This is a genomic window from Nocardia sp. NPDC004718 (assembly GCF_053601535.1).
Genome location: NZ_JBSGCA010000009.1, coordinates 44,268 through 70,825 on the forward strand (window position 1 = coordinate 44,268; position 26,558 = coordinate 70,825).

Here is a 26,558-nt window from a genome sequence, read left to right on the forward strand (position 1 = left end):
GGCACCCGGCCAGGGATGGCAGCGCTCTGACCTGCTGTTTTGCGCCAGCTTCAGCGTTTATGCAGGTCAGTGGCTTGTAACTGAGTCAGCCCAGGCAGTGAGTCGCTGCGCGATGTCGCGCGCTTGCTCGGGCGTTGGCTCGAACCCGTGCGACTCAAGGTAGAACCCGACCTCTATGTAGATGCCGGCCTCGTTCGACAATGCGCTGTCGAGGACCAGGAATCCTTTGCCGCCGTCGCTGTACTCAGCCCGCTCCGCCATGCCCCTACCTCACCACGTCCGATCGGTGACGAACGTCCTGATGGGCTGAGCCGGGCTCATCTCATCCTCAAGCTTGTCCGACTTCTGCCGATTGCAGTGCCGATGCGCGGCCTGCTTATTGTCTCGCGTGTCTGCTCCACCTCGGGCAAGCGGCACGATGTGGTCGACGACGAAGGCGCCGGGATCGAGGTAGTGGAGGCTGTAGTCGATCTCGCCTTGGCAGATGCCGCACGCTGGACGCTGTCGCCTGATGTACGCGCGGTCCCTGTCTCTCGTGGTTGTGTTGCGTGCGGCCACCCTTCACCGCCTTCGGGTCACAAGGCGCCGATGATCTCGATGACCGCACCGATGACGGTGGGCGCGACCTTGATGACGATGGCGATGATCTTGCCTGCGGTGACGAGCGTGTCGAGGTCGACGCTGCCCATGGTTGCTCCTAGCCGATATGGATGTTCAGGTGGGTGATCAGGTACCGGATGACGCGAAGGATGGCGGCGTCGACGCGGTCACGCATTGCGGTCTTCGTGGTGTGCCGTGTGCGCGTCGCCGCAGCAGCCGAACATCTCGCCGGTTTTCTTGTCCCGGAACACGATGGTGTGGCTGTTGGGCAAGTGGATGGCCTCGAACTCCACGCGGGGAGGTGGGAGTGGGTAGAGACCGTCGGCCCAGCAGCGCAGTCGGTAGGCGATCCGACGGCGGATCACATGGTCACCAGTACCACGTCAGGATCGGCACCACGTAGTGCGCCTCGAGCGTCTTCAGGGGCGCCGGATGGCAGAACAGGCGAACCAGGGCGGAGAGATCCACAGGGGGCTCCTTGGCGGTGCCGGAAGGTGGTGCCGCAGCGCGTCGACTCCAGGCTGTGGGAGTTGGAGCCGGGCAGCGATCCGTCGGACCAGAATTGGTGACACGCGCTGCGGCGTCTAAGAAGTGGAATCAGCCAGCAAACCGGGAAAGTCCCAGTGGGCACACGTATTCCACTGACGATCTGAGCTTGCAGCAAGGATCAGGCGATGTCAAGCCGACTCACCCGTCCCCGGGCCTGCATTGTCAGAACGTCTTTCACCAGGTATTTCCCGGGCTCGACGGGTTTGAGCAGACCCCGTGACGCCCAGCTGTAGATGGTGCCGACGGGGATGCCGGCGCGGCGGGAGATCTCCGCGGCGGTGAGGACGGCATTGACCTCCTGCTCGGCTTCCTCAGCGGAAACCTCCGCCGGGACGATCCAGTCCTGCCCGGCCGCGCGTGCCTGGGCGTCGATCTTCGCGCACGCATCCGGGTCGGCTTTCAGCAGCGCCCGCCGGTAGGAGCGTGTGAGGACCCGCAACCACTCCATGCGGGTCCGCTTGACCAGGGTGCTCATGCTGCCGCCAGCGGGTTGTTCAGTCGCGCGAATTCCTCCCGGTGCCAAACATTCCGGCAGTCCGGGTTACGGCACGTGATCAGGTCCGTGCGGACGCTGATGGTCAGCGCCGCGATACCGCACACGTGGCAGTACTCGTCGTTGAGCCGTTCGTCTTTCTCCGGCTCAAGTCCGAGGACCTTCGTCGCGCGCTGGTGCAGCGACGCGAGCCGCAGGACCGCGTCGACACCGTCGAGCTCGAGGCGCCCGTCCCAGTCCCCGCCGTCCGGGTACGGGAAGTACGCGCCGACCACCTGCTTCGGCATGTCCACCAGGGTGCCGAGGTTGGAGCACAGGATCCGCAGGCACTCCAGCACCTGCCCGATCGGGTGGGGCGAGAGTGGCTCGCCGCGGGTGATTCTGAGCGCCCAGCGGGTCGCCTCGTTGTCGATCGTGGTCATGAGCGTGTCCGCGGGCAGGGAGATCGGGATCGGACGTTCGCTGGAGCCGGAGACCTTCGGCCCGGTCACCTTCGACTGAGACATGGTGCGCGCCACGGTGAGCAGGAGGTAGTCGTCGCGGAGTTGCCGGATGTCGGCGAAGGCGTGCTCCTCGCAGGGGCGGCAGAGAGTGTCTGCTCGCTGGACACCCTGGCCGCGCCACTGGCCTTCGCTGTCCCGCGCGCGGGCCCGGCAGCGTTTGCCCTGCCGACATTCGTGTTCTGGAACGTCCGACGCCCGACTGCTCATGAGTAACCATTTTAGGCGGTTACAGCGGCGAACTCGAGAGCACCGTCCCACTGGTAACACATGCAGCGATCCGATCCGATGCGTCGAATATGGCACTGACGTTGAAGCGTGATCCGGACGGCTGGCTGCGAGGAGAAGACGGGCACTGGCGATACGTAGTCATCAGCTACCGGAGTGAGCACCGCGTAGAGATCACGCGCCTCGACGACGCCTCCGTCTCGCATACTGCGTCGCTGTATACACGGAAGGGTGCGACGCAGCTCGCTCGAGAGTTCCACAAGCTCGGCGAAGACTACGACCCGAGCACGCACGAGGGTCGCAGCCGGTTCGAGCAAGCGAAGGTGAACACCGACGAGCCGTAACCGAAAAGACACCGGAACCCTCTTTGTCTAGAGTGGCCTTGCCTTGAATGTCTAGGCCACCCTAGACTAGGCTTATGAAGCGTGCCGACCTTCTCCGGAAGATTGACCGAGCAGCCCAAGCCGCGGGCCTGCTCTGGGAAATCGCCCGCGAGGGCAACAACCACACCATCTACAAGCTCGACGGCAAGCAGATCCCGGTCGGCCGCCACACTGAACTCGACGATCTATACGCCGAGAAGGTGTGCAAGCAGTGCGAGGACAAGCTCGGGAAGGGCTGGTGGCGGTGATGAAGTACCACGCAAACGTAGAACGCGGGGAGAAGTACTGGCTGGTCCATGTGCCCGAGATCGACCAGTGGACTCAGGCTCGCAATCTCCGGGAGGTCGATGAAATGGCGCGTGATCTGATCGCGCTCATGGAAGAGGTCGACCCCAAGTCGTTCGAGATCGAGGTGACGATCAAGATCCCGGATGAGGCCCGGAAGCACTGGGAATTCTCGCGGAAGCTGCACGAATTGGAAGCGGCCATCAAGTCGGCTGCCGCCGCCGAGGCACAGATCGCAGCTCGCCTCCTGTTGGATGAGGGATTGACGCTGCGGGAGATCGGCGAGGTCTTGGGGCTCTCGCATCAGCGAGCCGGACAGCTAACCCAGGATCCCATTTCCCACGCCCGGAGGCGCATCGAACGCATCCTCAGGCTCACCGAGCCTGTGCAGAACATGGATGCCGCTTGGCCAAAGCTCCGTGTAATGGCGGGAGAAAAGACTCTGTTCGCCTTCTCGCCTGAAGCTACGGAAGTCTTCTCGGCGCCCGAAGTTACGGAAGTAGCTGACGCCCGATAAAACAGGCAATGGAGGTGCGGTTCGCGAATGCGAGTACGCCCCTCCATTGCCGTCAAACCCCCGCGTCTCAGTCTTGAGCACCGGCGCAGTCTCAGTCCGGTGTATGCCACCCCTTGGCGGCCGCGGCCTTGTCGCGGCGGTGGGCGGCGAACGCCGAACGGATCAACTCCCGCTGACGCTCGTTCAGCGGCGGGCAGTTCTCCAGCTGCTCAGCAATCCACGCATCCCTTCTCGCCTCGTACTGCTCCCGACGCTTATCCCGCCTCCTGCTCCCAATCGCCTTTCCACCAGCAGACAGGGCACTCCCCTCCTGGTCATCAGCAACGACGCTGTTCTCTACCTCCACCCGCTGACGCGCCGCAGGTAGCCCCTCGTGTGACATCACCTCCCCCTCGGCAAGGCACGAGTTGGCGTAAGACTGCAGCTCGGTACGATCGAAGAAGATCCGCCCCCCGTCCACGCGGGCGATCAGCTTTCCTTCCGCCCGCAATCGGTCAAGTGACCGTGTCGAGATTGAGAGCGCTTGTGCCGCTTCCACTCTCGAGTAGCGAATGCGCGTAACACTGTCCGAGTTCATATCACCTCACCCCTCGTCGGCAGGGAATTGATGTAGCGGTCCAGGCTCGAGCGGAGGTAGAGGTTCTTGACACCTTCTTTGAGGACAACGACTTTCTCATCCCGCGCAAGCTGGTTCAGCCTCGACACGCTCAGCCCCGTGTAAGCCACCGCACCGGCGAGGTCGAAGGAGATTGGCCGGACATCGACCCCCAGTTCGGATGCGTCGCCAGTTCCCAGTTGTGTACTCATACCGCACCCGCCTGCCGCAGAGATTCCGCCTTCTCTCGGCGGATCTGCCGCCACACGTGGACAGCCGCATCGAGGTCCCCGGGCTTGAAGTGCTTCATCTGCTCCTCGATCCACGCTTCCATTGCCGGGTCACCTCCTCGGTGCGTTGTCACGAAAATCTCCGCTGGAGGCGACGACGGCTCCTTGCTGTCAGGCCCCATGGGTCTGGCTTGGCCTCGATTGCCGGCATCAGCATGTGGTCGATCGCCGCTTGAATATCGGCCGCCGACATTGACCAGCTCCGTCCGGACTTGCGGCCCTGCAACTTTCGGTCGCGTAGTCGCTTCATCATCCAGCCTTCACTGACCCGTAGTAGTTCCGCTGCTTCGGCGATCGAGTACAACCGGAGCGGGTTCATCGTCGCTGTCCCGCTGGAAGCTTCGGCGCCGTCGAGGTGTTGGAGTTCAGGCTGCATCGCGGGAATGCTGCCATTGCGAATCGCCGCCCCGGCACAGGTCGGTCGAGGCGGCGATTTGCACTAGGACGCGCTTTCGGCGCAGTTCACGGCCTCTCCCCAGTGCTGGACACACCTTCACCATCAGTGGGAAGACCTTCCCGGCCTGGGTCGGTCCGGAGAAGTTCGTTCACCCGCCACATCCACACCGACACCTTGTAGATGTCGGCGTGGAACTGCTGGTGCCGCTCGGTGTCCACGACATGCACGCCGCAGATGCGGCACACGTTCGTATCGGAGTGGCCCTCTGTGGTGGCTGGCTTGCCCGCTGACGGGTTGTCGGTGGCTTGTGGTACCCGACGGATGATCCGGACCGGTTTGCTCATGGGGCGCCGTCCGGGTAGTAGACGCGCTCGGCGTCGAGCAGCACCACAGCCGCGTTGTATTGGGCGTCGTCGCCGGACAGCATCGGCAGGACGTCGTCGGCGTGGAACAGCGGCGGCTTCAGGTGCGGCCAGTTCCGCTGAAACGCCTGCACGACACCGACAATCACCTCGGGCGGGTTGCGTGGCGGGTACGCCCAGTCAGGCACTGCGTACCTCCTCGTAGTAGGCCGGGTCCGCGGGCATCCACGGCAAGATCGGCGAGTACTGGAGTTGGCTCGGCCACTGCCGCTCCTCCCGGGAACCGCGCCAGGACACGACGTCGACCAACTGGGCGCGGCCGCGGGACGTGTCGTTGTCCGACCGGCGCAGACCGAACCCGAACTCCGGCCAGCGAAGCCACATGCTCGACCCGATCGGCGCCATGTTGCGGCGGCCGTCACCGGTCGTGGACTTCCCGGCGTGCGCCTCGGTCAGCAGCGCGAAGCCGTGCCGCTCCCGCAGGCCGTCGATGACCCAGGCGATCTCGCGGGCGGGTTTCTCGTCGTTCGGGTTCTCGTGGTGCAGCTTGTACAGCGGGCCCAGCACCAGCAGGTCGGGAGCGAAGGCGCTGATGGTGCGTTCCAGCCACACCGTGTCCGCGCCCGAGAGCAGGTCGATACCGGCGGGGCGCACCTCCAGCGACATCCACTCGTTCCAGTCCATCTCGGACATGCCCATGTTGCGGCGCCGGTGGTCGATCGTGGCGAGCATCTGTTTGAACTGGCGCGCGGACTGCTGCGGCGAGTTCTCGCAATCGACGTACAGCACCCGGGCCTGATGGTTGCCCGACCCGAGCAGCGCCGCGGTGAACGGGTGCAGCCCGGCCGCGAGCGTGCACGCGATCTGCCTGCACGCCACGCTCTTACCGCCACCCTCCGCGCCGGTGATGACGATCCTGTCCATCCGCTCGAGCAGCCCCGGCACCAACCAGTCGTGCTCCTGGGAGATCGAGCCGAGGTAGTCCGAGATCCCCAGTGGCGGCCGGTAATCCAACTCCCCGACGGTCTGCTCCGCCTCGTCGAGCGCGCGGCGCATCTCCCGGATGTGCACGTCCAGGTCGAGCCGGTCGACACCGGTCTCCCATGAGGAGTTGGTGCGCTGCAGCAGCCGCCCGGCCGCCGTGTTCAGCTGACGCGTCGCCGCCAAGCCCTTGATGCGCTCGGCGTGAACCACTGCGGACTCCGGAAGGGCCGCGTGGTTGTGGCATTCGAGCACAAACAGAGGCTGCACCTTGCCGGGGACCATGCCCCGGTTCGCGGCCTCGACGAGCACGGTCTGCGGGTCGATCGGCTTGCCCGCGGTCATCATGCCGGTGATCACGGCCGCCAGATTGCGGGTGGTGTGGTGGAACCAGTCGTCGGGACGGATCGCGAGGAACGTCTCGCGGATCCGCGCCGGCGACGACATCGCTGTGCCGAGCAGCGCCCGCTCCGCCGTCAGATCGTAGGCGACGGGCGCGCTCTCGCTCACTCCTGCCAATTCCGCCCCCTACCCCGACGGATGATCTGGGTGACGTGGCCGGGCATCAGCCACGTGGTTTGGGCCGAGTAGTGCTCGTACACGGCGTCCAGGGCCTCATCGAACGTCCAGTGCTGCCGTCGCGCGGCCTCGGTCCAGACGCGGACCGAGGACTCGTCGATCTCGCGGTTGTCGTGCCGAGTGATCTCCTGCAACAGGGTCACGACTTCGTCGTTGGTCATGATTTGCCTCCTGGGATTGCGAACATGCCCGGCTGCGGCCCGAAGCCGTTGGGCCGGACCGCATCCCCGTTCGAGTTGTTCTTGTAGCGTTCGGCGTTGGCGATGATCTGGTCTCGCCTGTGCCCGCGTCCTCGCTGAGACGCGTACTGCGCCTCGCGGATGATCCAGTTACGCCATGTGGCGTTCCAGTCACACTTCGTCGCGTCCTTGCCCGTCTTGGCGCGCCAGTGATTGCAGAACTTCTGGTGCTCAATGCGGAGGTCCACAGACGGGTGCTCCCGGCGGGCCCAGGCGATGGTCTCCTCGCCCGGCATCCAGTTGTCGGGGAGGCGGGTGCCGCGCTCGCGCGCACCGCGCTTGCGCGGCCCCGCTTCCTTGGAAGCTTCAAGGGAAGCTTCCAAGGAAGCTTTGGGGGGCACTGTGTCCCCTCGCTCAGGACACAGAGTCCCCTCGCTCAGGACAGAGAGTCCCCTCGCTTCGGACACAGAGTCCCCTCGGATGGACACAAAGTCCCCTCGCTCGGACAGAGAGTCCCCTCGGATTTGGCTCGGTGACTCGGTCATGACCAAGTCCCACACCACCGGCCGATGCCGCGGCGCGATCCCCTCCACCAAGCTCTGATCGCCACGGCGGATCAGCCCCTGCTGCTCAAGCGAGAGCAGCGACCGGCGGATGGTCCGCTCGTTGAATCCGGTCCGCTCGGCCAGCGTCTCTTGCGAGAGGAATACGGCGCGGCCGTCATCGTCCGCCGTCTCGGCCATGATCATCAGGACACACTTCTCGGTGCCGCTGCCGGTTTTCGCGATCCGGGCCGCCCAGTGGCATGCTTGCCAACTCACCCATTCACCTCCACGAGAGCACCTTCTAGAGCCCGAGCGATCGGTGTAGGGCTCACGGAGGCGACGCCTTGGCCCGCCGAATGGCGGCGCGGGCCCCGGATTCGCTCATGCCGATGTGCTCGGCGATCTCGCGCACCGGCAGGCCGTGGTCGTGTGCCCACACCAGGCTGCGGGCCTTGCTGAGCTGGACCTCCTGCTCCTGACGGCGGATGTCGTCGAGGATCGACACGATGTGCGGCCGGGCCTCGTCCGGCGAGAGCGTCGACTCCGACATCACGACCGACCGCCCTTCTCCAGTCGCAGGACGCGGACCTCGAGGGTCTGCGGCGGGATGATCTGGATCTGGAAGCTGCCGCGGTCCTCGCCGGGATCGGCGAGCAGCTTCCCCGTGATCGTCTGAGCCGTGTCGAGGTCCCCGTCGGGGCTCCACAAGTGCGTGAAGCTGTACCCCTTCTCGATCTCGACGGTCGTGATGACCTGCCTGCCATCGCTGTAGGTGCCCCAATGCCCCGTCACGAGGCGCATCACCGCGTTCATCTCCTCGACCAGGCCGCTGATCGAGTCCAACTCCGCCTCGTGGTCGCCGTCGCACAGCGATCCCGCGATGGAGTCCGTGGTCCAGTCGACGGTGCTCTTGAGCCGGTAACACAGCCACTGCAGCGCATCGAACTGCGTGTACCTGGCCATCAGTTCTGCGTCCCTTCGCTCGATGCACGCGCGGCCGCAATCGCCGTGCTGTCACAGACCGCGACGAAGCGGACCCACTGGTCGTGTGCCGGGAGGTCGGCGGCGTCGTACAGGCTGTCGATGACCTCGGCGAGCGACACGGCCTTGCCGTAGTGCTTGCGCACCCACAGCAGCAGCTGAGTCAGGGTCAGCAAGGTTGGCGCCGGGCCGATCTCGAGCAGTGCCCAGACCTCGATGCCCAGTGCCGAGGCGACCCGCTCGATATCGTCGAGCGTCCACGCCTTGACGCCATCGAAGTACTCGGCGAACTCGCTGGGCTCGATGTCGGTCGCAGCCTCCAGTTCGGCGAGAGGCAGCCCCCTGGCGGCGATCTCGCCGCGCATCCGGGCGGCGATCAGGCGGGCGTATCCGATGCCGGGGATCCGCGGGATCGGGACAGGGTTCAGGTCAGGCATGAAGGAGGTCATTCGGAATCACCCATCTCGGGGTTGAGCGTGTCGCGCATGGCGCGGGAGTCGCAGAGTGCGGTGAACTTCATCCACTCGTAGTCGGGCGTGTGAGCTCCGAGCGGAGAGTCGAGGAATTCGGTGATGATGGCGTCGGCGGGCAACTCGCGCCCGTAGTGCTCCGCAACCCACGCCTTCAGGCACTCCCTGCCCATCTCCGAGGGCATCGGGCGCAGGCTGTACATGCGCTTCAGGGCAGGGACATCCAAGCCCAACGCGGCCTCGACGAGGCCGAGATGGGCGTGATCCCAGACCGCGTAATCGAACAAGCAGGTCTTGAGGACGTCGGGTTCGATGCCGGTCTCCGCTGCGAGTTCAGCGATCGTTTTCCCGGAGGCCAGGAAGATGGCCCGTATCCGCACCGCGAAGATGCGGCTTACGCCGAAGCCGTACAGTTCCATGCCCGGGGGCGGCGTGGTGGGGAATGGGCTACTCATCGCGGACCCCCCCGGCGCTCCGCACGAGCACGCTGACGACCCAGCCGAGGCGCTCGTGGTATCGCCAGCACGTCAGGCTGTCGCGGCCGAGGACGGCGACCTGCTCGGCCATGGCCGTCAGGACGGTGCGCTCGTACTCCGAGATCCCCCAAGCGGGTACAGCCTTGATCGAGCCGTTGTCGGCGACGATCAGAGCGCCGACCTCCACCCAGCCGTCGGAGTGGATCGTGACCTTGCCGCAGGGCTCGGCGACCGTGACGCCGAGCAGGGACTGGACGGTGGCGAGGGCGGTCACTTGGAATCACCCGTTTCGAGGGTGAGCGCACCGTGGATGTCGACGAGAGCGGCGATCACCTGGGTGAGCTGCTCCGCGTCGAGGTGCGTGTTGACCGTGACGCCCGGCAGCTCGACGGCGAGGAGCGCGAACTCCCCGCCGCTGCGGGTGTCCTCTCCCCCACCGACGACGATGTTCGCCGGGCCGGAGGTGGGCAACTCGGTGGGTTCGGCCCACAACACCAGCCGCTTCGCGACCTGGATGTTTGTTACCATTTCGGTTGGAATTCCTTCCTGACAGGTTGGGTTCTGATCCGGCCCGGACGCGGTGGCCGCCGCCTCCGGGCCTTCCTTGTGTGCAGCGACGTTCAGACCGTCACGCGACATCGCAACCACCGCGCTTGGTGGCTGTTTCCTGCTCCTTGATCCAGCGGTCGACTTCCGTACGCCGGTAGACCACCCGCTTTCGGATCGAGAACGATGCGGGGCCGACGCCGGAGTGTCGCCAGAACCGCAACGTTCCCTCCGGAATGCCGAGCTCTTGCGAGAGATCCCGCGTGGTCATGTACTCACGCTGGGCGTGCGGCTCCGCGTTGGCACGGTTAGCCATGATTTCCCTTTCGTGTTGCTGGCTGAACACAAACGAGTGTGCACCCGTTTGTGTTGACGCGCAAGCACGAATCGTGTTTAGTCTTTTCTGTGACTGATTCCGTTGGTGACGTTGGCCCGGAACAAGCCGACCAGCGCTTTGCCGAGAACATGGTCCGGCTGCGCGAGCGGCGCGGGCTCAGCCAAGCGGATCTTGTGCGCGCCTTACGACAGAGCGGATGGGCAACCGTTCATCAGACGACGATCAGTCGAATTGAGAAGGGCGAACGGCCAGTCCGCCTCGGCGAGGCCCGAATGATCGCAGAGCAACTCGGTGTCACAACGGAGCGAATGCTGGAGCCCGTCAAGGACACAGGATGGGCACTGGGCTTGTCCCAATACAGCGCAGGGATTGAGCGTGCACTCAGTCGAATCGAGGCTGGCGGATACGAGTTCGCGCGATCCTGCGATCTCCTCAGCGAGGTTGTTAAGCAAGTCAAGAAACTCGGATACGAGCCTGCCGAACCAGACCCCTCAGACACGCGGGAGTACAAACCGATGGCGGTCGCGACCGAACTCGCGCGCGCGCTGAAACTGCTGGACGTAGACCCTGCGCAAGTGGTCGACGGCGGTATGCGGAAATGGTACGAGGCGGGCATGGACGGCCGGCCGCCGAACTTTGACTACAACTTCGACCGCCCGATAGTCGGCATACCCCGTTACGAGCGGGACATCACGGGTCTCGGGAGGGGCCTTGAGCACCTGATCCCCCTAGGCAAGTCGGAGTCCGATCAAGGCCAGGACGACGAGGACGACTATGGCCCGGAGGGCGAGTAGCGATGACGCAGAAGCGCAATCGCCGCGCCGGGGTCGAAGACCTCTGGACCATGGAAGTCCGCGAGGAGGACGGCACCGTCAAGCGCGTCCCCACGAAGCTGCACGGCAAGGGGATGCGCTGGCGTGCCCGCTATGTCGACGACGCCGGCCACGAGCACACCAAGCGGTTCGCCCGCAAGGTCGATGCACAGCAATGGCTGGACAGCCAGATGGCCACCCTGGTGCAGGGAACGCACGTCGCGCCGCGCGAGGCGAAGCGCACCGTGGAGGAGTGGTGCGACGAGTGGATCAAGGGCTACGCCGTACACAGGGACGGCACCGTCCGACAGGCCAAGGTGCACATCGCCCAGATCAAAGCCGAGTTCGGGAAACTCCAGCTCGCCTCGGTGCGCCCGTCGGCGATAAAGGCATGGACGGCGAAGCTGAAGAAACAGGGGTACGAAGCGAGCTACATTTACGCCCTCCACAGCCGCCTGTCACAGATCCTCGGCGACGCCGTCCTGGACGGCCTGCTGGCCCGCAATCCTTGCTCCAAGCGGACGGCGCCGCCCGCAGGTAAGCAGAAGGTCTACTGCATCGACACGAAGCAGATGTGGGCTATCTATGACGCGATGCCCGAGCACATGCAGATCTCGATCCTCCTCGGCGCATTCGCGGGCCTGCGGGTCAGCGAGGCAACCGGGCTGGACCCCCAGAAGGACATCGACTTCATGCGCGGGATCGTGCATCCACACCAGCAGTGGACGGGCGAGCCACTCAAGACGGATGGGTCCGAGGCGCCTATACCGATCCCGAACGACTTCGCGCTCATGCTTTCGGCGGCCCTGAAGAAGTTTCCCGGCCCCCGCATGATCAATGACCAGTTCGGGAAGCCGGTGCCGCCGTGGCAGATCGAACGCGCCCTCCGCGCGATCCGCCCGACGATCCCCGGGCTGCCGGAGGAGTTCACCTTCCAGGATCTGCGCCACTATCTCGCGTCGATGCTCATCGCCAGTGGGGCCAACATCAAGGTGGTGCAGGCCCGGATGAGGCACGCGAACGCGAAGACGACGCTCGATACCTACGGCCATCTGTGGCCGGATACAGACGAGTCCACCCGCCAGGCGATCTCCGGAGTGATCGCCGAACGGGTGGACTCGGTGAAACCTACTGCGTACTCACTGCGTACCCAACGCCCGAATCAGGCGTAAATCCGCAGGTCAGACGCGGCGAACTGCTTACACGTCGAAGTACAGCTCGAACTCGTACGGGTGCGGCCGCAGGTTCACCGGGGCGATCTCGCCTTCGCGCTTGAGGGTGATCCAGGTCTCGATCAGGTCCTCGGTGAAGACGTTGCCTTCGGTGAGGTAGTCGTGGTCCTGCTCGAGGCGGTCGATGACCGACGAGAGGCTGGTGGGGGCCTGCGGGATGTTCTTGGCCTCCTCCGGCGGGAGCTCGTAGAGGTCCTTGTCGACCGGGGCCAGCGGCTCGATCTTCTTCTTGATGCCGTCCAGGCCGGCCATCATCATGGCGGCGAAGGCCAGGTACGGGTTGCCCGAGGAGTCCGGCGCGCGGAACTCGAGGCGCTTGGCCTTCGGGTTGTTGCCGGTGACCGGGATGCGGACCGCGGCGGAGCGGTTGCGCTGCGAGTACACCAGGTTGATCGGGGCCTCGTAGCCGGGGACCAGGCGGTGGTAGGAGTTCACCGTCGGGTTGGTGAACGCCAGCAGCGACGGCGCGTGGTGCAGGATGCCGCCGATGTAGTGGCGGGCCAGATCGGACAGGCCGCCGTAGCCGGCCTCGTCGTGGAACAGCGGCTTGCCGTCCTTCCACAGCGACTGGTGCACGTGCATGCCCGAGCCGTTGTCACCGAAGAGCGGCTTCGGCATGAAGGTGACGGTCTTGCCTTCCTGCCACGCGGTGTTCTTGACGATGTACTTGAACAGCTGCAGGTCGTCGGCCGCGGCGAGCAGGGTGTTGAACTTGTAGTTGATCTCGGCCTGACCGGCGGTGCCGACCTCGTGGTGGCCGCGCTCCAGCTCGAAGCCGGAGTTCTGCAGGTTGGTCGAGATCTTGTCGCGCAGGTCGACGTAGTGGTCGTAGGGCGCGACCGGGAAGTAGCCGCCCTTGTTGCGGACCTTGTAGCCGCGGTTGCGGGTGCCGTCCGGGTTGAACTCCGCGCCGGTGTTCCAGGAGCCCGAGACCGACTCGATCTCGTAGAAGGCGCCGTTCATGGCCGAGTCGTAGCGGATCGAGTCGAAGATGTAGAACTCCGCCTCGGGGCCGAAGTACGCGGTATCGGCGATGCCGGTGGAGCGCAGGTACTCCTCCGCCTTGCGCGCGACGTTACGCGGGTCGCGGCTGTAGGCCTCCCGGGTGAACGGGTCGTGCACGAAGAAGTTGAGGTTCAGCGTCTTGGCGGCACGGAACGGGTCGACACGCGCGGTGGAGAAGTCGGGCAGCAGCAGCATGTCCGACTCGTCGATGGACTGGAACCCACGGACGGAGGAACCGTCGAACGCTAGCCCTTCCTCGGCGAGGTCGGTGGTGAAGGCCTTTCCCGGAATCGAGAAGTGCTGCTGCACACCGGGCAGGTCGCTGAACCGGATGTCGACGTACTCGATGTCCTCATCAGCGATGAATTTGATGACCTCGTCGGCCGTGCTGAACGTCACTTGTTCTCCTTACGGATCGGTTCCCAGCCAGTGTCGCTTGCATGGGTTCGTCGCGACCAGACGCTATGGATGCCGTGTTTCCCTGCAGTCAAGGATTTGTTTCGCCGGTGTTACACGTGCGTCCGGCAGCGTGGTGCTGACCACCATGACTCGAAATGCATGGTAGTCCTGCCCGCGCCGCGGTGCGCGGTGAGGCTGAACTCCGTTTATGCGGTACCGGGCGCCGGTCCGGGCGCGCCTATTCTGGGGTGCATGGCACGCATCACCGGCTCCTGGCTCTCCGGACCTCCTGCCGACTCCGGTGGCCCGGCAACCACCGAGTTCCCCGGCGCGCAACTCGGCCTGCCGAAGGCCGGAGCGGGCTCGCTGGCCGGTATGGGCCGCCGCATCGCCGCCCTGTTCGTGGACTGGCTGATCGCCCTCGGCATCGCGGCGCTGATCACGCGCAGCGGTTCGGCGTCGAGCTTGACGCTGTTGATCTGGTTCGTCATCGGCGTCGGCGCCGTCACGCTCTTCGGGTTCACGCCGGGGCAGTATTTCCTGCGGCTGCGCACGGTGCGCATCGACGCGGCCGCGCCGGTCGGCTTCGTCCGGGCGCTGGCCAGGCAGGTGCTGCTGGTGTTCGTGGTGCCCGCGCTGTTCACCGACGCCGACGGGCGCGGCATGCACGATCGCGCGACCGGAACGGCGCTGGTGCGTTCACGCTGATCTTCCGACCCGCGCGGTAACGAGCGGAAAGGCCCGCACCCCGGGCGGGGCGGCGGGCCTTTCGAGCGAGCAGGTCAGCGGCGGCGGATGGTGCGCTGCACGCCGCGCATCTTGGCGCCCGCTGGCATCGGCCCCTTCGGCAGGGCGGGCCCGCTGCGCGCACTGAGGGCGGCCAGCCTGCCTTCGATGAGGTCCATCCGCTTGGCGTCGATGTTGCGCGGCAGCTTGGTGAGGTAACGCTGCAGCTCCTTGAGCGGAATCTGGCCTTCGTCGTTGCCGATGACGACGTCGTAGATCGGGGTGTCGCCGATCAGCCGAGCCGTGCGCTTCTTCTCCTGGGCGAGCAGCGACTTGACCCGTTGCGGGGAGCCCTCGGCGACCAGCACCACGCCGGGCAGGCCGATCACCCGGTGCACCGCGTCCAGCTGCGTGGTGGCGGCGATGCCGTTGCTCACCCGCCATTTGCCCTGGAGGTTGTCCAGCACCCAGGCCGCGGCACCCGCCTGCCCCTCGGCCTTGCGGTAGACGCTCTTCTGCACCCGCCTGCCGAAGATGATGAACGCCACCAGCGCGCCGAGCACCACACCCAGCGGGATCAGGAACCAGGTCAGCCCGAAGATCAGGCCGATGACGGCGAAGACGGCGGTGATGCCGACCAGGGCGCCGATCATCAGCGGCAGCAGCAGCTTGTCTTCCTTGCGCTGCATCTGGAACGCCTGCCACAACTGCTTGCGGCGCTCTCTCGACTGCTGCTTGCGGGCCGCCTTCGCCGCGGCCTTCGCTTCCTTGGTGGGCTTACCTGCTGCCATGACTCTCAGGATAGTGCCCAGGTAGTAGCGGCTTCGCCGTGGGACAGCAGGCCGACCGGGCGCTACCCGCGGCGCGCGATCGATCCGAGCACGGTGAGATCCAGGTCACCCGAGGCCTCGGTCCAGCCCATCGCGCGCAACTCGACCGGCGCCGCCACACCCAGGGCGTCGCGCAGGCCGACGGCGACCGAGCGCGCGAACTCGAGCAAGCTGCTCGGCGCGATGGGCCAGAAGAGGATCCTGGTCCAATTGTCCGCGTCGTGCCGATCCGCGGGCTCGTGCCAGCCCAGTGCGCGCAACTCCTGTGCGGCGGTCTCCGGGATCGGGTTGCTCAGGTAATTGTTCCCGGCCAGTTCGGCGGACAATTTTATGTCGTATTGGACAAATTGGACATAGCGATTTCCGGGGGCGGCGATGATCAGGGTTGCTCGCGAGGGCAGCTCCGAGAGGCAGTGCGCCAGCGATTGCACGAACCGTTCCCAGTCCGCTGTCGCCGGCTCGCTCATTCTTCCCCCGGGTATTCGCACTGGCCTGATCATACGCCGACCCGGCCGGGACACCAGACGAAACTCGTTGCGACGTTGCGTAGTTTATTCGGGCTATAGCCGTTTGCCATATCTCATATCGGCTCTCGGCCGAGCACCACCCGGACCTGCGGCGTCTCCACCGGCGACACCGAGTCGCGCCGGTGCGGCGCGCACGGATCAGGCGGCGGAAACCGAGCGCCAATTGAGGTTTTTCGTTTCGGTCCCGGCGTTTTCCGCCAGCGCAGGAATGCGTCCGGCGGAATGCTTTCGATGGGAGACCGTAGCGCTCGGGTTCGCGCTTGGAATCGCGCTATGGATTTCGTCTCGGCCGCATGGAGTCCGGCGTGGGACGGGTAGGAGCGGTATCGGGTGGGGAACCCAACGCATCTTTCAGCCGAGTGCACCACGCTGTTCAGCTGACGGCCACCGGGCGGTGTTAGCTTCCCCGACGTGTGTGCGCGGTTGGTGGTGAGCGTCCATGACGTCGCACCGGCGAGTGCGGCGGAGACGGCGCGCTGGTGCGCCGATGCCGATCGGTTCGGAATTCCCGTGTCGTTGTTGGTGATACCGGGGCCGTGGCGGGGCCGGCGGTTGGCCGACGAACCCGATTACGCGGCCTTCCTGCGGGAGCGCAGGCAGGCCGGTGACGACGTCTTGGTGCACGGGTGGTCGCACCGGGCGGGGCCCGAGGGTGATTGGCCGCGCCGCGCGGTAGCGCACGCGGTGGCGCGCGGCGCGGCCGAGTTCGCCGCCGTCGACGTCGGCACGGCCACCGTCAAACTGCGCGCCGCCACCGAAGTGATGATCGAAGCCGGTCTGCCGACTACCGGTTTCACGCCGCCGGGCTGGCTCGCCTCGCCCGGTGCGAAACAGGCGTTGCGCGCGGCGGGGTTCACCTACACCACCTCCCACTTCGGCGCCGAGCAACTGCGCACCGGACGCCGGTTCCGCGGGTTCGCGCTCTCGCATCGGCCGGGCGGCGGCTGGTCCGAGCGGTTCGGCGCGGCGATGCTGGAGACGGCGGCACGCCGCACCGCCGAACGCGGCGGGCTGGTCCGGCTGGCGCTGCATCCCGACGATCTGAGCAGACCGGGCCTGCGCGACACCACGCTGCGCGCCATCGACGCGGTGCTGCGCACCGGCGCGCACGCCACCACCTATCGCGAGCTGGTCGGATCGGCGGTCGACTAGTGCGGATCGTGCAGATCGCCAACTTCTACACTCCCGCCTCCGGCGGTTTGCGCACGTGCCTCGACGAGATGGGGCGCGGCTATTCGGCGGCGGGTCACGACCGGGTCCTCGTCGTGCCCGGTCCGCGCGACGCCGACGAGCACACCGCGTCCGGGCATCGGATCACCGTGCGCAGCCCCAAGTTAGGCGATGCCGGCTATCACGTGCTCACCGCCCGGCGCACCCGTGCCGTGCTCGACCGGCTGGCCCCGGACGTGCTCGAGTGCAGCGACAAACTGAGCGTCCGCTGGCTGGCGCCGTGGGCGCGCGGGGCGGGCGTTCCGCTGGTGTTGTTCTCGCACGAACGCATCGACGCCATCCTGCGCTCGCGGGTGCCGCGCGGCTTCCCGCTCACCGCCGCGGCCGACCTGGCCAACCGACGGCTTTGGGTGCGCGCCGAGAAGGTCGTGGTCACTTCGCGTTTCGCCACCGCCGAGTTCGACCGGGTCGGCGCGCGCAACGTACGCAGGATCCCGCTCGGCGTCGACCTCACGACCTTTCGCCCATCGACCGAGAACCGGCGCGACGAGTGCTCCGACGATCCGGTGCGGCTGGTCCTGGTGAGCAGGTTGTCCCGGGAGAAACGAGCCGAACGCGCCATCCAGGCGGTCCGCGTCCTGGTCGAATCCGGTGTGCGCTGCGTGCTGTCGGTTATCGGGGACGGCCCGCTGCGTTCTCGCCTGGAGCAGCTGGCGGCAGGGCTTCCGGTCGTCTTCCACGGCCATCTCACCGACCGGACCGCGATGGCCGCCCTGGTCGCCGAGGCCGACATCGCCGTGTTTCCCTCCCCCGCCGAGACTTTCGGCCTCGCCGTGCTGGAGGCGCTAGCCTGCGGGACTCCGGTCGTCGTTCCCGCGGCGGGCGCGGCGCGCGAACTCGTCGGCGATCCCGGCTCCGGCCTCGTCTGCGACGGGACGCCGCGCGGCCTCGCCGACGGCGTGCGTGAACTGCTCGCCCTGCCCGCGGCCCAGCGTCGTCGCGCGGCCCGTGCCGCGGCGGAACGCTTTCCGTGGTCGGCGACGGTGGAGAGCATGCTCGCGCTCTACGCCGACTACGAGACTCCGGCCCGCTCGGCCTGAGGGAGCACCCCGGCGTTGGCCTGATCGCGATGGTCCAACCGCTGAAGACACCCACCCGGGGCGTCGGCCTGCGTGCCGCCGATTCCGCGCAGCAACTCCCGGCGTCGACGAGCCGGGCGAAGGCACGTGCGCTGACCCCCGAGTGCGGGTCACCGCGCCTCGGCGTGCGAATGCCGCGCACGGCGAATGATTCGCCGGTTCCAACCGCGCAGGTTGCCCAGCGACCGGTGTCGCGCCGGATACCCGCGTCGGCCCGGTGGTTCGCCCTGCTCGTGCCCGCCGGATCCCCTTCCTCCGATCAGCATTGCGCCGGAGTTCACCCGGCCTTCGCCCGTATCGCCGGGCGGGTCGCTTCCGCCTTCTCTCGCTCGTCGTGCAGCGTCGGCGAATTCGCCAGCAGCGCGACACCGACGATCACCGCGGTGGCCGCGCAGGCCAGCAGCGCCGGGCGCGGGTGGATCGTCGCGGTGAAGAGCGTGAGACCGGCCACGTAACTCAGCACCGGGTCGGTGATCGTCATCGCGGTCAGCGCCGTGGGCAGTGACCCGCGTGCGTACGCCTCCTGGGTCAGGATGCCGCCGAGGACGGTGGACACCGGGATACCCAGCAGTGCCCAGCTCGGATCCGGCAGCGTCCTCGTCGCCACCACGACGAGGACCGCCGTGGTGGCGAAACAGCAGCCCGCCGCCACCGCCACCAGCGCGGACCGCACCTGGGTGGAGCGGAACTTCCGGGACAGACCGAACAACACGACGACCGTGCCGACCACCCCCGCGCACGCCCCCGGGAGCAGCTCCGTGCGCACCGCCGAATGCTCGGGAATCCCCGGCCCGACCAGCACCATCAGCCCCGCGCACACCGCCGACGTCCCCGCCCAGTCTCTGGCGAGCAGCGCGCGACCACGCCGCACCGCCGCGAACGGCAGCGCGAACAACAACTGCACGACCAGCAGCGCCTGCACCACCGCGATGGCGCCGAAGCGCAGCGCCACGGCGTGCACGACGAATCCGGCCATGTTCGCGCCCTGTCCGGCCAGCCAGCGGCGGTCGGTGAGCAGACGACGAGCGATCGCGGCGATCACCAGGAATCGGCCCTGCCCGGACGCGGTGGCCGCCTGCCTGGCAGCCCCTTGTTGCAGGAACGCCGACACCGCGAACAGGAACGCGGCCGACAACGCCGAACCGACCGTCCCTACCGAGTCGACGGACCCGAAACCGCGCTCCGGCATGGCCTCGATGCTGACCGGTCCGGATGAACACCGGATGGCGGTCGACCGGCTACTGGACGACCACCCCGGTTCCGGGGGCTGGACGGCCGTCCGGGCACAGTCGATAGTCCTATGGTGATCGAACGAGTCGTCCTGTCTCGTGCCCTCTGCGGCCTGTTGTTGCTGTTGGCCGCGCTCACCCCGATGCGAGCGGTCGCCGAACCGCTGCCGGTGCCCTATCAGTGGAAGCAAGCGTTCATCGACGGCACGGACGGCACCCGGCTGCACGCGGACATCCTCCGCCCGGCCGGTGTCTCCGACGACACCCGCACACCCGTCATCCTGACCGTCAGTCCGTATCGGGCGCACCTGGCCTATCTGAGCGAGCCGCGCCTGACCGGCGGCCCGTCCACCGACAACCTCACCGCCGACCTGTTCCTGAACGCGGGCTACACCTACGTCATCGTCGACCTGCGCGGGTTCGGCGGCTCCAACGGTTGCCCGGACTTCGGCGGGCCGGGGGAACGAGCCGACGTCGCCACGGCCGTGGAGTGGGCGGCGAGCCAGCCGTGGTCCACCGGCAGGGTCGGGCTGTTCGGCACGTCGTACGAAGCCTGGACCGGCCTGATGGGCCTGGCCGCCGCCCCGAAGGGCCTCGCGGCGGTGGGCGCGTTCGAGCCGGTCGTCGACCCGTACTCCTACCTGTACATGCAGGGCGTCTCGTGGAAGTTCTCCGGCAAGCCGATCACCGAGAGCGGCGTGCGTCCCGCCGACTTCGCGGGACTCGAGCACCTGCTGATCGCCTCCACTCCACCGCGTCCGGAAGACTCTGGCGAATATCAGGCGAACGCGACGCAGTTGCCCTGGCAGTGCTACCGGCAGTACCTGACCCAGATCGGCGACCACAACCCCGACACCGCGTTCTGGCGCGATCGCGACCTCGTCGCGCGGCTGCGCGGCGCCACGATTCCGCTGTTCCTCGGTCAAGGCTTCGTCGACTACAACACCCGCGCCTACCGTGTGTTCGATCTGTGGAACGGCCTCGGGCCCGGCGAGCATCGCGCCTGGTTCGGCCAGTGGGGACACCGCACCTGCCACGACAAATGCGGCACGCCCCACTTCGACACCGAGTTGCTCGCGTTCTTCGACAAGCACGTCGCCGCCCGCGACGTGCGGGTACCCGGCCCGCGGATCACCGTCGGCCAGTTCGACGGCCGCTGGCGCGCGGAGACCGCCTGGCCGCCCGCCGACGCCCGGCGGGTTCCGGTCGAGCTGCGGGCCGGCGATTACACCGATCGCGGGTTGATTCCGGGACCCGATCGCGAGATCTGGTCGGTTTCCGCGCCGCTGACCGGCGAGCAGCATCTGTCCGGCATTCCCACCGCCACCCTCCGGCTCGGCGGCCCCCCGAACGCGACGGTCGCGGTCGAGCTCTATGACATCGCGCCCGACCTGCGCGCGACCGTCATCACCCGAGGGATCGCCCCGGTCCGCGACACCGCCGAGGTCAGGCTGCTCGCGCAGGACTGGCCGATCGCCGCGGGCCACCGGATCGGCGTGCGGATCACCGACGTGGTCGACGACGTGTGGTCGCACTCCCCCGCTTTCGCCGCGGTCACGGTGACCTCCGCGAGCATCGAGTTGCCCTTGTTGACCGCGACGCGCCGTCCCGATCTGCCGGGCGAGCTCACCGAAGGCATCGTGAAGTGGCGAAACGAGAAGACCGTCGCCCTCGACCCGAGCATGTTGAACAATGCAACGGTGTCCATGAATCTGCCCGACCGCACCGGTGACCGATGACGGAGCCGGTCGACGACCTGACCGCCGAACGCCTCGCCACCGCGCTGCGGTGCGCGACGGTGTCCACCGACGACCCGCGCGACACCGACAGCGCGGCGTTCGACCGCCTCGACGCGCACCTGCGGACGTCGTTCCCCCGGGTGCACGCCGAACTCGAACTGCGGAAGTTCGCGCACAGCAGGCTCTACCGCTGGCCGGGCGCCGACCCGGACCGGGTGGCCGCGATCATGCTCGCGCATCAGGACGTGGTCCCGGTGGACGACGCCCAGCGTTGGACCCACCCGCCGTTCGCGGGAGTGGTGGACGACGAGTTCATCTGGGGCCGCGGGGCGATCGACGACAAGAGCCGCGTGCTCGCCATCCTGGAGGCGGCCGAATCGGCGCTCGCCGCGGGCCTGCGCCCCCGGCACACCGTGTACCTGGCTTTCGGGCACGACGAGGAGGTCTTCGGCGGCGACGGCGCCGAGCGCATGGCCGAGCATCTGCGACAGGCGGGCGTGCGCGCCGAGCTGCTGCTGGACGAGGGCGGGGTGATCACCGCGGGCGTCGTCGATGGCGTGCGGCAGCCGGTGGCGACGATCATGCTCGGGGAGAAGGGCTACGCGACGGTCCGGTTGTCGGTCACCGAGGTCGGCGGGCACTCGTCCATGCCGGGCAGGCAGACGGCGGTCGGGCGGATCGCGCGGGCGGTGGGCCGCATCCAGGACCATCCGATGCCGCTGCGCCTGACCCCGGTGATCGCGGACATGCTGACCAGGGTGCGCGAGGTCATGCCCGCGCCGCGGCGAATGCTGCTGGGCCTGGCGAAGCTCGCCGCACCGGTGGTCACCCGGGTGATGGCGGCCCAGCCGCAGACCGAAGCGATGGTGCGCACCACCACGGCGCCGACGGTGATCCGCGGCGGTGTGCGGGCGAACGTGTTGCCCCAGCGGGCCGAGGCCATGGTGAACTTCCGCATCCTGCCCGGCGACACCGTCGCCTCGGTGCTGGCGCACTGCCGGAAAGTTGTGCGCGACAAGGGGATTCGATTCGATCTGGTAGGCATGTCGTCGGAGCCGTCGCGGATCACGCGGCCCGGCCCCGCATTCGATCTGATCGCCGATCTCGCCCGCGCCATCGTCCCCGGCATCGCGGTGACCACCGGCATCGTGCCCGGCGCCACCGACTCCAGGCACTACGACGACCTGGCGGGCACCCGGTGCAATTTCGCCCCGATCGTGCTGGACGAGCGCGACCTGGCCTCGATCCACGGAACCGACGAGCGCATCTCGCGAGTCAACTACGCTCGACTCATCGAGTTCAACCGGCGGCTGATCGAGCATTTCGCGACGGTCGGCGCGCCATCGACGTCAGGAGCGCAGGGATGACGACCGAGCCGACGGCGGGCGACACCGCGCCAACGGAGCCGCCCGCGATTCGCACCGAGTCCGGCGAGTTCGACGGTGTCGGCAGCGGAGTCGCCTGGCGGGCGTGGCTGCCGGAGGGCGCGGCGCGGGGCGTGATCGTCCTGGTGCACGGCGTGGCCGAGCATTCCGGCCGCTATGCCCATGTGGGACAGCGTCTGGTCGCCGCCGGTTTCGCGGTCTACGCGCTCGATCACATCGGGCACGGGAAATCCGCGGGCGGCAAGGCCAACATCGGCTCCATGGCGGGCGCCGCGGACAACGTCGCCGCCATGCTGGACATCGCGACCCGAGAGCAGCCCGGCGTGCCGCGCTTCCTGGTCGCGCACTCGATGGGCAGCCTGATCACCCTGTACCTGGCCACCCGCGAGCCGATCGACGTGGCGGGCATCGTGTTGTCCGCCCCGCCGCTGGACATCCCGGTGGGCAATCCGGTGCAGCGCATGCTCGCACCGGTGTTGAGCAGGTTCACCCCGAATCTGGGTGTGCTGAAACTGGATTCGTCGCAGATCAGCCGGGACCCGGCGGTTGTCACGGCCTACGACAACGATCCGCTGGTCTATCGCGGCATGCTGCCCGCACGCACCGGCGCCGAGATGCTGAGCGCGACGAATACGGTCAAGCAGCGGTTGGCGAAGGTCACCGTGCCGCTGCTGGTGCTGCACGGCACCGCCGACGCGATCGCCGCGCCGTCCAGCTCCGATCTCATCGAGCGGGGCGCCGGGTCGGAGGACCTCACGGTGATCCGTTACGAGGGCCTCTACCACGAGGTGTTCAACGAGCCCGAGCAGCAGAAGGTGCTCGACGACGTCGTCGGCTGGCTGGAAGCGCACCTTACCGGAAAGTAGAATCTCGCCATGAGTACTACCGGATCCATCGCGTTCATCCGTGCCAGCTGGCACAGCTCGATCGTCGGTAAGGCGTACGAGGGCTTCCGCACCGAATACACCGACCTCGGTTTCGATCCAGCCGGCATCGATGTCTACGAGGTGCCGGGTGCCTTCGAGATCCCGCTGCACGCCAAGCGCCTGGCGCATTCCGGCCGGTACGCCGCGATCGTCGCGTCCGCGCTGGTGGTGGACGGCGGCATCTACCGGCACGATTTCGTGGCCTCGGCGGTGATCGACGGGCTGATGCGGGTCCAGCTGGACACGGACGTGCCGGTGTTCTCGGTCGTGCTCACCCCGCACCACTTCCACGAGCACAGCGAGCACGTCACGTACTTCACCGAGCATTTCGTCACCAAGGGCGCCGAGGCGGCCCGCGCGCTGGCGAGCACGCTCAGCTCACTGCGATCGCTGCCGGTGTAACGACTACCGGAACTTGGCCAGGCACGCGCTCTCACCGTCCAGGACGCCGGTGCGGAACGCTTCGAGCCGCTGGTAGCCGCTCGGCACTACCTTTCCGTTCACGTCGGCGGCCGCCGCGCCGTCGGCGAGCAGGCCGGAGACCGCTTCGTCCAGATCGCCCGCGGACAGGTGCGGGTCGCTGCCCGGCTCGCTCAACTTGGTGGTCACCACGCCGCTGAGGCACGCGGTGCGCAGGCCCGCCGTCTCCGCGCCGGTCAGCGACAGCTTGCGATCCTGTTGCACCGCGAGCACATAGCGCGAGACGAAGACGACGAACGCGTTGTAGTCGCCGTCCACGACCGCCGACAGCGGGTCGCCGTCGGTCATCGTTCCGCCGCGGTGGGCCAAGGCGGGCACGTCCGTGCCGATCCGGTTCGCGCTCGGGCAGTACGACACCGGCCGGGTGACGGTGCCGTCCGAGCAACCGCGGCCGACCCCGGAGTAGTCGAACTGCGGCGTCCGCGTCACCGGGAAGATCTTGGTCAGCGCCTGGCTCAGGCTGGCCAGCGCGGCGGCGTCCACCGGAAGTTGCGCCTGCTCCTCACCGGGCTCGAAGGTGGTGGGGAGATTGCCGCGGCGCTGGGCGATCTCCTTCCTGGTGATCTTCTTGCACCCGTCGGCGCCGTCGGTGTAACCGATCTGCACGGCCGTCACCCGCTCGAAGGCCGAGCCGTGGACGTTGTCCGGATCGTTCGGGTCCCGGTCGCGCACCGCCACCGTGGCACCGAGCACGGCGTTGAGGCCGTCGGTGGTGTTGAGCGTGAAGTGCGCCGAATTCCCCTCGGCCACATGGCGCAGGAAGACACCGCCGAGGCAGTCCGCCTGCTGTTCCTGCACGAGCGGCGGGGTCAGCAGGCCCGCGAGTCTGGCCTGCCCTTGGATGGCGTGCCCGTACTCATGGGCGAGCACCATCACCACCGCCATCTCGCCGTACTTCTGCACCAGTTTCGGCAGCAGGACACCCCGGTCCCAGCCGATGGTGTGGTCACCGCCGCAGTAGGCCGCGTTCACCACCTGGTAGGTATCGGACTTGCAGAACTTGACCGACTGCGTTCTGGGCGCCTTGGCGTCCCAGGAGATGAACCTGGTCACCGGCTTCAACGTGCCGGGGAAGTGCGCGGGGTACTCCTTGGTCCAGAAGTCCTGCACGTCGGCGATGGTATCGAGGGCGAGCTTGTCGATGGCGCCGCCATCGCCGTTCTCCGCCGTGAGCGGCGCGTCCGGCACACCCTTGCGGGGACCGTTCGGGCCCGAAGCCGTCATCGACCCGGCCAGTTCCCAGGTGTCGGCGGGCGGCGAGACCTGCCGTGCGGCATGGTCGTTCGCGCCCTGCGCGCATCCGGCCGACACCAGCGCCACCACCGCGAGCACGGCCACACCGAATCGCCTGTACTTCCTCATCGAACTCGCCTCCCCGAGTACCGCGTCTCGGGCTCGCCGAGCGCTCACATCGTAATCGCCGCGAGCGCGCTGCGCGCATCACAGCGCCCCGAACGTCTCCGGAACCGCAAGGCGCACAGCACTTTCACGCCCGGTCAGCGCGCAGCAGGGAATCGGGGGCGGTCGATGATGGGAGCGGCCTCAGCGCGACAATCGAAGATCACCAGAAGTCGGCGGAGGTGCATCGCGACCTGCCGGCGGCGAAGTTCGATATGGCGGCCGCCGCGCGTGGTCCGTGCGCGCATGACAGTGTGGGGTCACTGAAGGTGGATGTGGGAGAGCAGCGCTCGATGGTCGGAGCCGGGGAGCGAGAGGGTGCGCACCTCTTCGGCGGTGGCGTCGGCGAGCAGGATGTGGTCGATGCCGATCACCGGTCCCCACGCGCGGTCGGCGGGGAAGGTCGGCAGCAGGCCGGCGCCTGCCTGGTCGGCCGCCGAGGAGAAGCTTCCGCGCAGCAGATCGCGGAAGGCGGTGTGGTCACGGGTCGCGTTGAAATCCGCGCCCACGATGGCCGGGCCCCGTTGCGCGTCGAGGATTTCCCTGGTCTTGCGCATCTCCGTCTGCCACGCGGGAAAATCGAACGGCGGCGGGACCGGATGGAACGCGAAGACGGTGATCGGTCCCCGTTCGGGGTGATCCATCGTCGCGGAGATGTTGTTGAGGATGTATCCGTCGTATTTCTTGGTGTCCCGCAGCGGATATCGGCTGTAGATGCCGGTGCCGCCACCGCCGTCGCGGGTGGGCTCGGTGTAGTGGTAAGGCAGTTCACCGAGCAGGCCCGCGCCCGCCAACCGCTCCAGCGCGGCGTCGGTCAGTTCGTCCACGGTCAGCACGTCGACCCGGTCGTCGCGCACCGCGCGCACCACGGCGGCCGGGTCGGCGCCGCCGAACAGCAGATTCGACTGCATGACGGTCAGCTTCGGACCGTTGGCTGCCCGGCCCTGCGGCACGAACGCGGGCACCAGCGTCCACAGCGTCGCCGCCGCCAGCACCCCGGCGACAGCGGCGCTGCGCCACCCGCGCGCGATCAGCAAGAGCACCAGGCCGACGATCGCGCCGACCATGAAGTACGACGCTCCCGACGCGAGCAACACCAGCACCCGCCGCTGCCACGCCCCGAAGTGCAGCGCTATCCCGACGGCGCCTGCGGCTACTGCGCACCACCCCACACCGAGCAATGCCCGGTCCATCCATCTACGCATGCGGTCGAGCCTAGGCAATGCCGGTGAAGCCGTTGATCCGGTGCAGCTCGAGACCAGCACACA

Annotated in this window: 39 protein-coding genes; 12 read left to right on the forward strand and 27 right to left on the reverse strand. The window is 67.4% G+C overall.

What is annotated here, in order from left to right:
* Nucleotides 1-66: 66 nt before the first annotated feature.
* From ACWEH3_RS09390 to ACWEH3_RS09410, 5 genes are all read right to left on the reverse strand, one after another.
* Nucleotides 67-261 (reverse strand): hypothetical protein, encoded by a 195-nt coding sequence (locus ACWEH3_RS09390; RefSeq protein ID WP_450021551.1) that lies wholly within the window; start codon nt 259-261, stop codon nt 67-69.
* Between the two features lie 9 nt (nt 262-270).
* Entirely contained in the window at nt 271-558 is a 288-nt protein-coding gene (locus ACWEH3_RS09395; protein WP_450021553.1) for an HNH endonuclease, read from the reverse strand.
* 209 nt (nt 559-767) lie between these two features.
* Entirely contained in the window at nt 768-893 is a 126-nt protein-coding gene (locus tag ACWEH3_RS09400) for a hypothetical protein (RefSeq protein WP_450021555.1), read from the reverse strand.
* Nucleotides 894-1,267: 374 nt separating this feature from the next.
* Nucleotides 1,268-1,624 (reverse strand): hypothetical protein, encoded by a 357-nt coding sequence (locus ACWEH3_RS09405; RefSeq protein ID WP_450021557.1) that lies wholly within the window; start codon nt 1,622-1,624, stop codon nt 1,268-1,270.
* Nucleotides 1,621-2,352, reverse strand: a complete 732-nt coding sequence (locus ACWEH3_RS09410; RefSeq protein WP_450021559.1) for a hypothetical protein — start codon at nt 2,350-2,352, stop codon at nt 1,621-1,623. Before ACWEH3_RS09410 ends, ACWEH3_RS09405 begins: the two co-directional genes overlap by 4 nt.
* 89 nt (nt 2,353-2,441) lie before the next feature.
* Between ACWEH3_RS09410 and ACWEH3_RS09415 the strand changes: the two genes are divergently transcribed.
* From ACWEH3_RS09415 to ACWEH3_RS09425, 3 genes are all read left to right on the forward strand, one after another.
* Complete coding sequence (locus ACWEH3_RS09415) at nt 2,442-2,714, forward strand: hypothetical protein (RefSeq protein ID WP_355155783.1); 273 nt, start codon at nt 2,442-2,444, stop codon at nt 2,712-2,714.
* Between the two features lie 74 nt (nt 2,715-2,788).
* Nucleotides 2,789-3,001, forward strand: coding sequence for a hypothetical protein (locus ACWEH3_RS09420; protein WP_450021561.1), 213 nt, complete (start codon nt 2,789-2,791; stop codon nt 2,999-3,001).
* On the forward strand, nt 2,992-3,555 hold the full coding sequence (locus ACWEH3_RS09425; RefSeq protein WP_450021563.1) for a hypothetical protein: 564 nt from the start codon (nt 2,992-2,994) through the stop codon (nt 3,553-3,555). Before ACWEH3_RS09420 ends, ACWEH3_RS09425 begins: the two co-directional genes overlap by 10 nt.
* Before the next feature lie 91 nt (nt 3,556-3,646).
* Here the strand turns inward: ACWEH3_RS09425 and ACWEH3_RS09430 are convergent, their stop codons facing one another.
* From ACWEH3_RS09430 to ACWEH3_RS09505, 16 genes are all read right to left on the reverse strand, one after another.
* Nucleotides 3,647-4,132 (reverse strand): helix-turn-helix domain-containing protein, encoded by a 486-nt coding sequence (locus tag ACWEH3_RS09430; RefSeq protein WP_450021565.1) that lies wholly within the window; start codon nt 4,130-4,132, stop codon nt 3,647-3,649.
* Nucleotides 4,129-4,362, reverse strand: coding sequence for a hypothetical protein (locus ACWEH3_RS09435; RefSeq protein WP_450021567.1), 234 nt, complete (start codon nt 4,360-4,362; stop codon nt 4,129-4,131). The genes ACWEH3_RS09430 and ACWEH3_RS09435 overlap by 4 nt, the downstream gene beginning before the upstream one ends.
* Entirely contained in the window at nt 4,359-4,484 is a 126-nt protein-coding gene (locus ACWEH3_RS09440; protein WP_450021569.1) for a hypothetical protein, read from the reverse strand. The genes ACWEH3_RS09435 and ACWEH3_RS09440 overlap by 4 nt, the downstream gene beginning before the upstream one ends.
* Before the next feature lie 26 nt (nt 4,485-4,510).
* Nucleotides 4,511-4,816: a helix-turn-helix domain-containing protein gene (locus tag ACWEH3_RS09445; RefSeq protein ID WP_450021571.1), complete on the reverse strand. Its 306-nt coding sequence runs from the start codon at nt 4,814-4,816 to the stop codon at nt 4,511-4,513.
* Between the two features lie 86 nt (nt 4,817-4,902).
* A complete protein-coding gene (locus tag ACWEH3_RS09450; protein ID WP_450021573.1) occupies nt 4,903-5,181 on the reverse strand; it encodes a hypothetical protein in 279 nt (92 codons plus the stop codon).
* Nucleotides 5,178-5,387, reverse strand: a complete 210-nt coding sequence (locus tag ACWEH3_RS09455) for a hypothetical protein (protein ID WP_450021575.1) — start codon at nt 5,385-5,387, stop codon at nt 5,178-5,180. Before ACWEH3_RS09455 ends, ACWEH3_RS09450 begins: the two co-directional genes overlap by 4 nt.
* A complete protein-coding gene (locus ACWEH3_RS09460; protein ID WP_450021577.1) occupies nt 5,380-6,690 on the reverse strand; it encodes an AAA family ATPase in 1,311 nt (436 codons plus the stop codon). The genes ACWEH3_RS09455 and ACWEH3_RS09460 overlap by 8 nt, the downstream gene beginning before the upstream one ends.
* Complete coding sequence (locus ACWEH3_RS09465; protein WP_450021579.1) at nt 6,687-6,920, reverse strand: hypothetical protein; 234 nt, start codon at nt 6,918-6,920, stop codon at nt 6,687-6,689. The genes ACWEH3_RS09460 and ACWEH3_RS09465 overlap by 4 nt, the downstream gene beginning before the upstream one ends.
* A complete protein-coding gene (locus ACWEH3_RS09470) occupies nt 6,917-7,759 on the reverse strand; it encodes a helix-turn-helix domain-containing protein (protein WP_450021581.1) in 843 nt (280 codons plus the stop codon). The genes ACWEH3_RS09465 and ACWEH3_RS09470 overlap by 4 nt, the downstream gene beginning before the upstream one ends.
* Nucleotides 7,760-7,811: 52 nt before the next feature.
* Nucleotides 7,812-8,033: a sigma factor-like helix-turn-helix DNA-binding protein gene (locus ACWEH3_RS09475; protein ID WP_450021583.1), complete on the reverse strand. Its 222-nt coding sequence runs from the start codon at nt 8,031-8,033 to the stop codon at nt 7,812-7,814.
* Nucleotides 8,033-8,446, reverse strand: coding sequence for a hypothetical protein (locus ACWEH3_RS09480; RefSeq protein ID WP_450021585.1), 414 nt, complete (start codon nt 8,444-8,446; stop codon nt 8,033-8,035). Before ACWEH3_RS09480 ends, ACWEH3_RS09475 begins: the two co-directional genes overlap by 1 nt.
* The gene (locus tag ACWEH3_RS09485; protein ID WP_450021587.1) at nt 8,446-8,901 is read right to left on the reverse strand and encodes a hypothetical protein; all 456 of its coding nucleotides are present in this window, start codon (nt 8,899-8,901) and stop codon (nt 8,446-8,448) included. Before ACWEH3_RS09485 ends, ACWEH3_RS09480 begins: the two co-directional genes overlap by 1 nt.
* A gap of 8 nt (nt 8,902-8,909) precedes the next feature.
* Nucleotides 8,910-9,389 carry a hypothetical protein gene (locus ACWEH3_RS09490; protein WP_450021589.1) on the reverse strand — a complete coding sequence of 160 codons (480 nt, stop codon included), beginning with the start codon at nt 9,387-9,389 and terminating at the stop codon, nt 8,910-8,912.
* Nucleotides 9,382-9,684 carry a hypothetical protein gene (locus tag ACWEH3_RS09495; protein ID WP_450021591.1) on the reverse strand — a complete coding sequence of 101 codons (303 nt, stop codon included), beginning with the start codon at nt 9,682-9,684 and terminating at the stop codon, nt 9,382-9,384. Before ACWEH3_RS09495 ends, ACWEH3_RS09490 begins: the two co-directional genes overlap by 8 nt.
* On the reverse strand, nt 9,681-9,938 hold the full coding sequence (locus ACWEH3_RS09500) for a hypothetical protein (RefSeq protein WP_450021593.1): 258 nt from the start codon (nt 9,936-9,938) through the stop codon (nt 9,681-9,683). The genes ACWEH3_RS09495 and ACWEH3_RS09500 overlap by 4 nt, the downstream gene beginning before the upstream one ends.
* A 100-nt stretch (nt 9,939-10,038) precedes the next feature.
* Nucleotides 10,039-10,227 carry a helix-turn-helix domain-containing protein gene (locus ACWEH3_RS09505; protein ID WP_450021606.1) on the reverse strand — a complete coding sequence of 63 codons (189 nt, stop codon included), beginning with the start codon at nt 10,225-10,227 and terminating at the stop codon, nt 10,039-10,041.
* A 134-nt stretch (nt 10,228-10,361) separates the two neighbouring features.
* Between ACWEH3_RS09505 and ACWEH3_RS09510 the strand changes: the two genes are divergently transcribed.
* Together ACWEH3_RS09510 and ACWEH3_RS09515 are read left to right on the forward strand one after the other, a co-directional pair.
* Nucleotides 10,362-11,087 carry a helix-turn-helix domain-containing protein gene (locus tag ACWEH3_RS09510; RefSeq protein WP_450021595.1) on the forward strand — a complete coding sequence of 242 codons (726 nt, stop codon included), beginning with the start codon at nt 10,362-10,364 and terminating at the stop codon, nt 11,085-11,087.
* A gap of 2 nt (nt 11,088-11,089) precedes the next feature.
* Entirely contained in the window at nt 11,090-12,277 is a 1,188-nt protein-coding gene (locus tag ACWEH3_RS09515; protein WP_450021597.1) for a tyrosine-type recombinase/integrase, read from the forward strand.
* A 27-nt stretch (nt 12,278-12,304) separates the two neighbouring features.
* Here the strand turns inward: ACWEH3_RS09515 and glnA are convergent, their stop codons facing one another.
* Nucleotides 12,305-13,741 carry a type I glutamate--ammonia ligase gene (gene glnA / locus ACWEH3_RS09520; protein ID WP_355072839.1) on the reverse strand — a complete coding sequence of 479 codons (1,437 nt, stop codon included), beginning with the start codon at nt 13,739-13,741 and terminating at the stop codon, nt 12,305-12,307.
* Nucleotides 13,742-13,993: 252 nt separating this feature from the next.
* On the opposite strand from glnA, the gene ACWEH3_RS09525 reads away from it, so the two are divergent.
* Nucleotides 13,994-14,449 carry an RDD family protein gene (locus ACWEH3_RS09525; RefSeq protein WP_364427805.1) on the forward strand — a complete coding sequence of 152 codons (456 nt, stop codon included), beginning with the start codon at nt 13,994-13,996 and terminating at the stop codon, nt 14,447-14,449.
* Between the two features lie 74 nt (nt 14,450-14,523).
* Here ACWEH3_RS09525 and ACWEH3_RS09530 read toward each other — a convergent pair whose 3' ends face one another.
* Together ACWEH3_RS09530 and ACWEH3_RS09535 are read right to left on the reverse strand one after the other, a co-directional pair.
* Nucleotides 14,524-15,258 (reverse strand): DUF4191 domain-containing protein, encoded by a 735-nt coding sequence (locus ACWEH3_RS09530; RefSeq protein ID WP_450021600.1) that lies wholly within the window; start codon nt 15,256-15,258, stop codon nt 14,524-14,526.
* A gap of 62 nt (nt 15,259-15,320) precedes the next feature.
* A complete protein-coding gene (locus ACWEH3_RS09535; RefSeq protein ID WP_355072834.1) occupies nt 15,321-15,764 on the reverse strand; it encodes a TY-Chap domain-containing protein in 444 nt (147 codons plus the stop codon).
* Between the two features lie 471 nt (nt 15,765-16,235).
* Here ACWEH3_RS09535 and ACWEH3_RS09540 point away from each other — a divergent pair, with 471 nt between their 5' ends.
* Nucleotides 16,236-16,976 (forward strand): DUF2334 domain-containing protein, encoded by a 741-nt coding sequence (locus tag ACWEH3_RS09540; protein ID WP_452358294.1) that lies wholly within the window; start codon nt 16,236-16,238, stop codon nt 16,974-16,976.
* A gap of 8 nt (nt 16,977-16,984) precedes the next feature.
* Nucleotides 16,985-18,094, forward strand: coding sequence for a glycosyltransferase (locus ACWEH3_RS09545; RefSeq protein WP_450015127.1), 1,110 nt, complete (start codon nt 16,985-16,987; stop codon nt 18,092-18,094).
* Nucleotides 18,095-18,410: 316 nt separating this feature from the next.
* Here the strand turns inward: ACWEH3_RS09545 and ACWEH3_RS09550 are convergent, their stop codons facing one another.
* On the reverse strand, nt 18,411-19,322 hold the full coding sequence (locus ACWEH3_RS09550) for a DMT family transporter (RefSeq protein WP_450015128.1): 912 nt from the start codon (nt 19,320-19,322) through the stop codon (nt 18,411-18,413).
* Between the two features lie 111 nt (nt 19,323-19,433).
* Between ACWEH3_RS09550 and ACWEH3_RS09555 the strand changes: the two genes are divergently transcribed.
* The 4 genes from ACWEH3_RS09555 to ACWEH3_RS09570 are packed head-to-tail and all read left to right on the forward strand — an operon-like array spanning nt 19,434 to nt 23,814.
* On the forward strand, nt 19,434-21,101 hold the full coding sequence (locus tag ACWEH3_RS09555) for a CocE/NonD family hydrolase (RefSeq protein ID WP_450015129.1): 1,668 nt from the start codon (nt 19,434-19,436) through the stop codon (nt 21,099-21,101).
* Nucleotides 21,098-22,468, forward strand: a complete 1,371-nt coding sequence (locus ACWEH3_RS09560; protein WP_450015130.1) for a M20/M25/M40 family metallo-hydrolase — start codon at nt 21,098-21,100, stop codon at nt 22,466-22,468. The genes ACWEH3_RS09555 and ACWEH3_RS09560 overlap by 4 nt, the downstream gene beginning before the upstream one ends.
* Nucleotides 22,465-23,352 carry an alpha/beta hydrolase gene (locus ACWEH3_RS09565; protein ID WP_450015131.1) on the forward strand — a complete coding sequence of 296 codons (888 nt, stop codon included), beginning with the start codon at nt 22,465-22,467 and terminating at the stop codon, nt 23,350-23,352. The genes ACWEH3_RS09560 and ACWEH3_RS09565 overlap by 4 nt, the downstream gene beginning before the upstream one ends.
* A 9-nt stretch (nt 23,353-23,361) precedes the next feature.
* A complete protein-coding gene (locus ACWEH3_RS09570) occupies nt 23,362-23,814 on the forward strand; it encodes a 6,7-dimethyl-8-ribityllumazine synthase (protein WP_450015132.1) in 453 nt (150 codons plus the stop codon).
* Between the two features lie 3 nt (nt 23,815-23,817).
* Here the strand turns inward: ACWEH3_RS09570 and ACWEH3_RS09575 are convergent, their stop codons facing one another.
* A complete protein-coding gene (locus tag ACWEH3_RS09575; protein ID WP_450015133.1) occupies nt 23,818-25,254 on the reverse strand; it encodes a metallopeptidase in 1,437 nt (478 codons plus the stop codon).
* 296 nt (nt 25,255-25,550) lie between these two features.
* Entirely contained in the window at nt 25,551-26,495 is a 945-nt protein-coding gene (locus ACWEH3_RS09580) for an endonuclease/exonuclease/phosphatase family protein (RefSeq protein ID WP_450015134.1), read from the reverse strand.
* Nucleotides 26,496-26,558 lie beyond the last annotated feature (63 nt).